Below are 7,496 nucleotides of genomic sequence, written 5' to 3'. Positions count from 1 at the left end.
GCTCGGCGCTGACCGCGTCCAGCGGCAGCGCCACCCCGGCCGCGGAGAGGTCCACGGTCTCCTCCGACCCCGGCCCGGCCGCGGGCTCCTCGCTCATCGGGCCCGACCCCGGGTCGGGTTGCGCCGGCTGCGCGGCGCGACGAGCTTGTCGGGGGTCTGGATCGCCCGCGCGTGCTCGCTGAAGAACTTCCGGAACATGGTGATCTCGAGGTCGGGGCGGTAGAGGCGCTCCCGGTCCCAGCCGTTCTCGGTCTCGTAGAAGGTCTGCATGCTCTCGCGAGCCTTGTTGTCGTCGACGAGGAACTTCTCGACGGCCGGCTCCCGCCACTCGACCCGGCCGACCTCGCCGCGCCAGTCGGCGGCCTCCTGCTCGGTCGCGCACACCCTCCCGCCGATCATGAAGCTGCGGGTGGTGTTCTCGTCGATCGGCACCAGCCAGTCGTAGGTGATCATGTCGCTCGGGAAGTTGACCGTCTCGTTGCAGGACGGCAGCCAGATGCCCACGTCGATCGGCGGCATGGCCATGAACGAGTCGACCAGTTCCTGGTGCGAGCGGCCGACCGCCGCCGGGGCGGTGTAGGTGGTGTCCGGCCGGCCGTCCTTGCCCGGGATGACGGCGGAGAAGATCAGTTCGGTCGTCCGGGTGCACCGGGAGAAGCCCTTGGGCCCGGTGGTGTCGACGACGTACTTGACCTCGCCCGCCTCCTCCCCCGGCCGGGCGACGTAGCCGAACGTCATCGGGAAGCCCGATTCGATCACATACTGCGACCAGTTGTGGATGAAGTGATGACCGGGATCGAACGCGTTCTCCAGCGCCAGCCGCCAGTTCGCCCGGATGACGTTCGGCTCGGCGTAGTGCATGACGATGTCGTCGGCGAGGAAGCTCGCCGGGACGTCCGCCTCCAGCGGCGGCGGCTCGGCGTCGCCGATGTAGACGAAGATCAGGCCCTTGGCCTCGGTGATCGGGTAGGCCCGGATCCCGGTCCTGCCGGCCAGCGCCGTGCCCGGCTCGTTGAGGATGCAGCGCAGGTCGCCGTCGTCCAGGTCGAACGTCCACGTGTGGTACCAGCACGTGATCGTGTCCTCGGAGAGCACCAGAGGCCGCTCGGAGAAGCGGGTACCGCGGTGGGCGCAACGGTCCTCGACGGCGTAGAGCCTGCCGTTCTTGCGGACGAGCAGCACCTCCTCGCCGAGCATCGTCACCTTGTGCGTGCCGCCCTCGGCGAGCTCGCCGGAGCGCGCCGCCGGGTACCAGTACTCCCGCAGGCCCAGGCCGGCCTCCAGGTAGCGCTGCCACGGCCGGGCCCGGCGCGGCGGCGCCTCGACCTGGTCAACCTGGTCGCGCGTCTCGGCCACGAGCCGGTTCGCGACCTCAATCCCCGAGCTGGTGTGCTCGGGCACGCTGATGCTCACGTCGTCATCACCTCAATCACGGGCCAGCCGGTCCTTCCTTGCCGTTCGGGGGGGACAAAACGGACACCGAGCCCCCCCGAAGGGCAAGGAAGTCTGGGGCACCCCAGTCAGAAGAAGAGGGGCTCGTCGCAGAGCTCGAAGATGTTGCCCTCGGGGTCGGCGAACTGGGCGACCCGGCCGTCGGGCTCCTGGCCGTCCTCGTTTACCGTCGGCGCCGGGCCGTGCAGCAGCTTCGCGCCGCGGCGGCCCAACTCGGCGACGACCTCGTCCATCTTCTCGACCTTGAACGACATCAGGACGCGGTTGCGGTCCCAGCCGCGGCGCAGGTTCTCCGCGTCGGGGCCGTTGTCCTTGCGCGCCATCAGCTCCAGGGTGCAGCCGCCGGTGTTGTACGCCGCGAAGTACTTCGTGGCGTGCCGCAGCGGCAGGCCGAGGACGTTCTCGTAGAACTCCCGCATGGCGGCCAGGTCGTCGACGTAGACGAGGTTCCAGGACAGCGGCCCGAGCAGCGCCTTCATGACGCACCCACCAGCGGGGCGCCCGCGCCCACGCCGGCCGCATCACCCATGCCGGCGGCATCGCCCATGCCGGCCGCGCCGAGGCGGGCGAAGCCGTCGTCGAAGGCGAGCTCGTCGACGACGAACCGGCCGTGGTCGAGGATCTGCCGCCCGTCGAGCCAGACGCTGCACCGGCGCACCGGCACGTCGGAGTGGGCGAGGGTGAACCGGCTGCCGCCCGCCTCGTTGTTCGGGCCGGTGGAGAACAGCACGTTGCCGGCGTAGCAGCGGCCGTCCATGCCCTGGGTGGCGGAGCGGTCGAGCAGGGCGAGCGCGTTCCAGCGGGCCCGGTCGTTGCAACCCCAGCCGATGTGCGACATCGCGAAGCCCTCCGGGTCGCCCCAGGACTCCAGGTAGTCGCGGTACAGCTCGGCGTCCGCGCCGGGCCCGGTGATGGCGACGATGAACCCGTCGACCACGTCCACGGTGATCGGCGACTGCACGTACGTCTTGAACGGGAAGATGATGTCGCCGGCGTCGATGACCCAGCGGCCGTTCGCGCCGCCGTCGTTCGGGTAGATCGCGGCGAGACCGGAGCCCAGGTGGGCGTGGGTGCCCGGCCCCGAGGTGAAGCCCCAGCCGCCGCCCGCGCCGAACTGGCCGAGCTTCATCGTGATGTCGGTGCCGGCGTCGGAGCGGATGAGGATCTCACTCGCCGCGCCGAGCAGCTTGGCGCTGGCCTGAACCCGTTCGCGCAGCTCGTCGGTCGGGAACATCCGTTCCAGGATCTCCGGCGGCTCGGTGATCATCAGCATCCGCGTGCCGGCGGCCAGGATGGCCTCCTGCTCCGCGGAGTGCAGCAGGACGGACAGGTCGACGACCATGTCGACGCCCTTGAGCGCTTCGATGAGGGGCCCGAGGTCGGTCAGCCCGGTCAGCCCGTAGACCTCGCCGACGCCGGGCACGGTGCCGGCGGCGCGCTGGATGGAGGGCAGACCCACGGTGAAGACCTTCGCGCCGAGGGTCGCCGCCGCCGCGGCGGTGGCTTCGATGTAGGCGGGGGGCGACTGGGCGTTGGACAGCACCGCGACAGTCTCGCCGGGCTGCACCTGGCACCCGGCGAGCGCCCGCCGGAACAGGGTGGTGAGGGTGCCGCCGTCGGCGGCCTGATTCGGAATGAGCACGATGCACCTTCAAGTGGTTTTGGCGCGCCGGCCAGATTGATCTATATCAGTGTGCGGAGCAGGTGTTTCGGTTCCCGGTCGACCCGATTTCGGTTCAGCAAAGTCTGCGTTTCCTGACCGACCTTCGCCGACCTTCGCCGACCATCTCCGACCATCGAACGGCAGCACCATCCGAATGGCGTCACCATCCGCAGCGGATCACGCGTCCTACGTCATCACACAATCTGTTGATCATCCGCTCGGCGCCTGGCCGCGGCGGATCCGGGAATCAGCCGAACCGGACGGTGTTACGCACGACGCCCAGTCCCTCGACATCGACGGTCACCACGTCTCCGTCAGCGAGATAGACCTTGGGATTCCGGCCGTGGCCGACGCCGCCCGGCGTTCCGGTGGTGAGCACGTCGCCGGGTTCCAGGGTGATGAACTGGCTGACGTAGCGCACGATCTCCACCGGTGGGAACAGCAGGTCGGAGGTCCGCGACTTCTGCATCACCTCGCCGTTGACGAGGGTACGCAGCGCCAGGTCGGCGGGGTTTTCCAGCTCGTCCGGGGTGACCAGCGAGGGTCCGAGCGGGGTCGACCCCTCGAACGATTTTCCCTGCAGGAACTGCAGCGTCCGGAACTGCCAGTCGCGCATGGTGACATCGTTCATGATGGTGTATCCGGCGATCGCCTCGCGGGCCGCCGCCTCGTCGGCGAACCGCACCGTCGTCCCGATGACGAACGCGAGCTCCCCCTCCCAGTCGACGGCCTCGGTCACCGGCGGCACCAGAATGTCGTCGGTCGGCCCGATCAGCGCGCGGGTGTACTTCGCGAACAGCGTCGGGTGCGTCGGCGGCGTCCGCCCCATCTCCTTCAGATGGGTCGCGTAGTTGAGACCCATGCAGATGATTTTCGGCGGGGCGGGGACGAGCGGCGCCAGATCGGCGCCGTCGAGCGGAATCACCTCGCCGCCGACGGCGGCCGCGGCCGTGCGCCAGTCCAGGCCGGCGGCGATGAGCGAGCCCACGCACGGATAGTCCAGCAGCACGATCGTGTCGCCTTCGATCCGGCCGGCGGCGGTGGTGCCGCCCGGACGGCGGACGGTCGACAGACGCATGACGTCTCCCTTGCTCGAAGTGAAGAGGCTGGGGTGAGGCCAGTGCAGCGCCGCAGCGGTCCTCTTCCCGCCCTGCTGTCACTTTCCGTGACAGCAGGCGAGGCGGGCTGGGGCTGGTCGCGACACGAGCGGCGGCTGCGGATGCACGGGAGAGCGCCTACCTGTTTCTTCTGGGGGGTTCGGCGCCCGATTTGTCCCCCAGAAGAAACAGGTTGCCTCGTTCCCATGCACACCACCTCCCCGCGGGCCCGTCCGGCGGCGAGGCGGGCGCCATCCGATGTCACAACCCGTCACCGAGCACCGGAAAGGGACCTTGGCACGGCTGCACCAGGAGCTAGCCGGCCGGAGCGGCCGGGGCGGGTGAGGAGGCCGGGGCGGAGAGTTCGGGAAAGGCCGGCATGACCTCGGCGGCGAACAGTTCCATCGTCCGGCACGCGTCGGCGAACGGCATCGCGGCGAAGTTGATCTGCATGGACGGCTCGACGGTACCGAAGACCTCGAACGTCGCGGCGACCTGCTCGCGCACCTGTCCCGGCGTGCCCACGTACACCTGGGCGTTCTCCTCCAGGGTCGCCAGTGACTTCTTGCGCATGCCGGCGATCATGTCCGCGTAACCGGCGTACTGCTCGGGCCGGGCGGTCATGTACGCCTCCCAGGTGTGGACCATCTTCTCGACGTAGTCGGCGTAGTACTCCGCGGCCTCCCGACGCGCCCGGTCACCGTCGGTGTCGACGAAACAGTGGATTCCCATCTGAATCCGCTCCGAGCCGGGGGTGTATCCCGCCGCGAGCCGCGCGCCGCGATACAGCGCCAGTAGTTCGGCGATTTTCTCGTTCGTCGACGTGAACGGGATGAACATCAGGTTGAAGCCCTGGCTGCCGGCCCAGACGAAACTCTCCGGCGTCGAAGTGGCGGCGATGAACACCGGGGGCGTCGGCTGCTGGTAAACCCGCGGGAGCATGGTCACCGGGCCGAACCGGTGGAACGTGCCGTCCCAGACAACCTCCTCCTCCTGCCAGAGCCGCAGGATCGCGGCGATACCCTCCTGATGACGCGCCCGACTCGAGTCCATGCTGATCTCGAACGCCTCGAACTCGCCGGGCAGGAACGCGCGGGCGAAGCCGACGTCGAGCCGGCCGTGGCAGATGTTGTCGAGCATGGCGAGCTGCCCGGCCAGTTTGATCGGATGATTGAAGGCGGGCACGCTCGCCCCGGTGACGAGCCGGATCCGCTCCGTCCGGGTCGCCACCGCGGCCAGGAAGGTGACCGGGTCCGGGCTGTATCCCCCGTACGGGTAGAAATAGTGCTCCACAATCTTCACGGAGTGGTACCCGAGCCGATCCGCCAGGACGCTCAGTTCCAGACACTCGTCGAAGAACTGGACGGCCGGCTTCTCCGCCGGTGAGACGGTGGGAAAGAAGTTGATTCCGGCGAGCACCGGTACCTCCAGGCATCCTCGGATGCATCGTATGGTGTATACAAGTCAAGAGACACGGCCGCGACGTCCAACCGCCAAGGCCACGACTTCCCCGCCCCGGCAACGTCGGGCCCGCGGCAGGAAGCGGCCGGCATCCCTGCCCGTATACTGTCCACAAACTGAGAACTGCGGCGGTGGTCAACAGCATGAAGACGCTCGGAGCCGCCCACCGGCCCCTTCGCGAGCTCGTCGCCGACGAACTTCGGCAGCGCATCCTCGACGGTCGGATCACCCAGGGCAGCAGGGTCATCGAAGACCGGATCGCCGAGGAGCTCGGCGTGTCGCGCAACCCGGTCCGGGAGGCCATCCGGGCGCTGGAGTCGGAGGGCCTGGTCGAGGTGACCCCACGCCGCGGCGTGGTCGTCACCGTCATCAGCGCCGAGGAGGCGCACGACCTCATCGAGGTCCGCGCAGCGCTGGAGGTCACGGCGGTGCGCCGGGCCGCCGCCCGCGGGGTGGATCCGGCGGTCCTCGCCGAGCTGGCGGAGATCGTCGCCACCGGTTCCCAGGCGGCCATCGCGGGCGAGTTCGAGCGGCTGCCGATGCTCAACACCCGCTTCCACGACCTGCTCGCCCGGGGCAGCGGCAACGGCGCGCTCGTCGAGGTCCTGCGCGACCTGCAGAACCGGCTTCAGCTCCTGTTCTCCACCGGCGTGCAGCGCCGCTCCGGCGGCGCGTGGGACGAGCACCGGCGCATCCTCGACGCGATCCGCGCCGGCGACGCCGACTGGGCCGAGGCGGAGATGCGTTCGCACATCCGCGGCGCCGCCAGCCGGTACGAGGACACCCGGGCAGGCGTCGCGGCGGCCACCGACGGCGCGACCTAGCGCCGTCCTTCCAGCGCCGCTCGCCATCCCGGCGACGCTTGCCATCGAGGCGCCGCACGCCATCCCAGCGGCGCTCGCCATCCCGGCAGCGCTCATCGCGGCGATCCCGGGGCAACCAACGGCCAGGGGCGGGCCCGCTCCACGACGGCGGCGAGTTCGATCAGCAGCGCGTCCCGATGGTGCGGCGCGAACACCTGCAGGCCGACGGGCAGCCCGGTCGGGCCGAATCCGGCCGGGATCGAGATCGCCGGGCAGCCGCTGACGTTCGCGATGGCCAGCGGGCCCGGCGGCCGCGGCGAGGGGTCGCCGGCGGGGAACGCCTCGGTGCCCACCGTCGGGCAGGCAACCAGGTCGACGTCCTCGAACAGCGCGGCCACCGCCTCGATCACGGCGATCCGGTAGTCGTCGAGGCCGGCCAGCACCGTGGGATCGAGCAGCGTGACGGCCCGCATGGCCGACCCGATGTCGTCGGTCAGCGCGTCGGCGCTCGCCGGCCAGTACGGGGCCAGCCAGCGGTAGAGCCGCAGTGCGGCGATGCCCGCGAAGCTCGCCGCGCCGGCCGGGAAGCTCACCTCGGGCGCCTGGACCTGGCACAGTCCGGCCGCGGCGACCAGCTCCGCGAACGTGTCCCCGACGGCGGCGAGCACGCCCGGCGCGGGCTGCGCGCCGCCGAGTGTCGGCATCCAGGCGATCCGCAGCCCCCGGGTGGGCACCGAACCGAGCCCGGCGGCGAACCGCTGACCCCCGATGGGGCCGGGCGCGCTGTAGGGGTCGCGCGAGTCGAAGCCGACCGTGAGGTCGAGGACGAAGGCAAGGTCGCGCACCGAGCGGGTCAGCACGGTGGTCACGACGGTCAACGGCTCGATCACCGGCTCCGGCCCGCCGGGCGTGATCCGCCAGGTGGTCTTCAACCCGGGCAGGCCGCAGAAGGCCGCGGGCTGGCGGGTCGAGCCGCCGCCGTCGGTGGCCGTCGCCAGCGGGACCAGGCCGCCCGCGACC

Annotated in this window: 7 protein-coding genes; 1 reads left to right on the top strand and 6 read right to left on the bottom strand. The window is 70.4% G+C overall.

Translation table 11 applies throughout. From position 1 onward, the window contains the following. Positions 1 to 93: 93 nt before the first annotated feature. The 5 genes from ND748_RS20655 to ND748_RS20635 all read right to left on the bottom strand — a co-directional run bounded on the left by ND748_RS20655 (position 94) and on the right by ND748_RS20635 (position 5,631). Complete coding sequence (locus ND748_RS20655) at positions 94 to 1,413, bottom strand: Rieske 2Fe-2S domain-containing protein (RefSeq protein ID WP_251747647.1); 1,320 nt, start codon at positions 1,411 to 1,413, stop codon at positions 94 to 96. 107 nt (positions 1,414 to 1,520) lie between these two features. Beyond that, the gene (locus ND748_RS20650; protein WP_251747646.1) at positions 1,521 to 1,931 is read right to left on the bottom strand and encodes a VOC family protein; all 411 of its coding nucleotides are present in this window, start codon (positions 1,929 to 1,931) and stop codon (positions 1,521 to 1,523) included. Beyond that, a complete protein-coding gene (locus ND748_RS20645) occupies positions 1,928 to 3,094 on the bottom strand; it encodes a hypothetical protein (protein WP_251747645.1) in 1,167 nt (388 codons plus the stop codon). The genes ND748_RS20650 and ND748_RS20645 overlap by 4 nt, the downstream gene beginning before the upstream one ends. A gap of 268 nt (positions 3,095 to 3,362) precedes the next feature. Continuing rightward, complete coding sequence (locus ND748_RS20640; protein WP_251747644.1) at positions 3,363 to 4,193, bottom strand: fumarylacetoacetate hydrolase family protein; 831 nt, start codon at positions 4,191 to 4,193, stop codon at positions 3,363 to 3,365. Positions 4,194 to 4,527: 334 nt separating this feature from the next. Beyond that, a complete protein-coding gene (locus ND748_RS20635) occupies positions 4,528 to 5,631 on the bottom strand; it encodes an LLM class flavin-dependent oxidoreductase (RefSeq protein ID WP_251747643.1) in 1,104 nt (367 codons plus the stop codon). 185 nt (positions 5,632 to 5,816) lie between these two features. Here ND748_RS20635 and ND748_RS20630 point away from each other — a divergent pair, with 185 nt between their 5' ends. Then, a complete protein-coding gene (locus ND748_RS20630; protein ID WP_251747642.1) occupies positions 5,817 to 6,497 on the top strand; it encodes a GntR family transcriptional regulator in 681 nt (226 codons plus the stop codon). A gap of 92 nt (positions 6,498 to 6,589) precedes the next feature. On the opposite strand, the gene ND748_RS20625 is transcribed toward ND748_RS20630, so the two are convergent. Further along, a partial coding sequence (locus ND748_RS20625; protein ID WP_251747641.1) for an amidase occupies positions 6,590 to 7,496 on the bottom strand: 907 nt, incomplete at its 5' end.

Origin of the sequence: Frankia sp. AiPs1 (genome assembly GCF_023716945.1) — a bacterium.
Lineage (GTDB): Bacteria > Actinomycetota > Actinomycetes > Frankiales > Frankiaceae > Frankia.
Note: the sequence above shows the minus strand (reverse complement) of the source record. Positions and strands in the feature narration are given on the sequence as shown.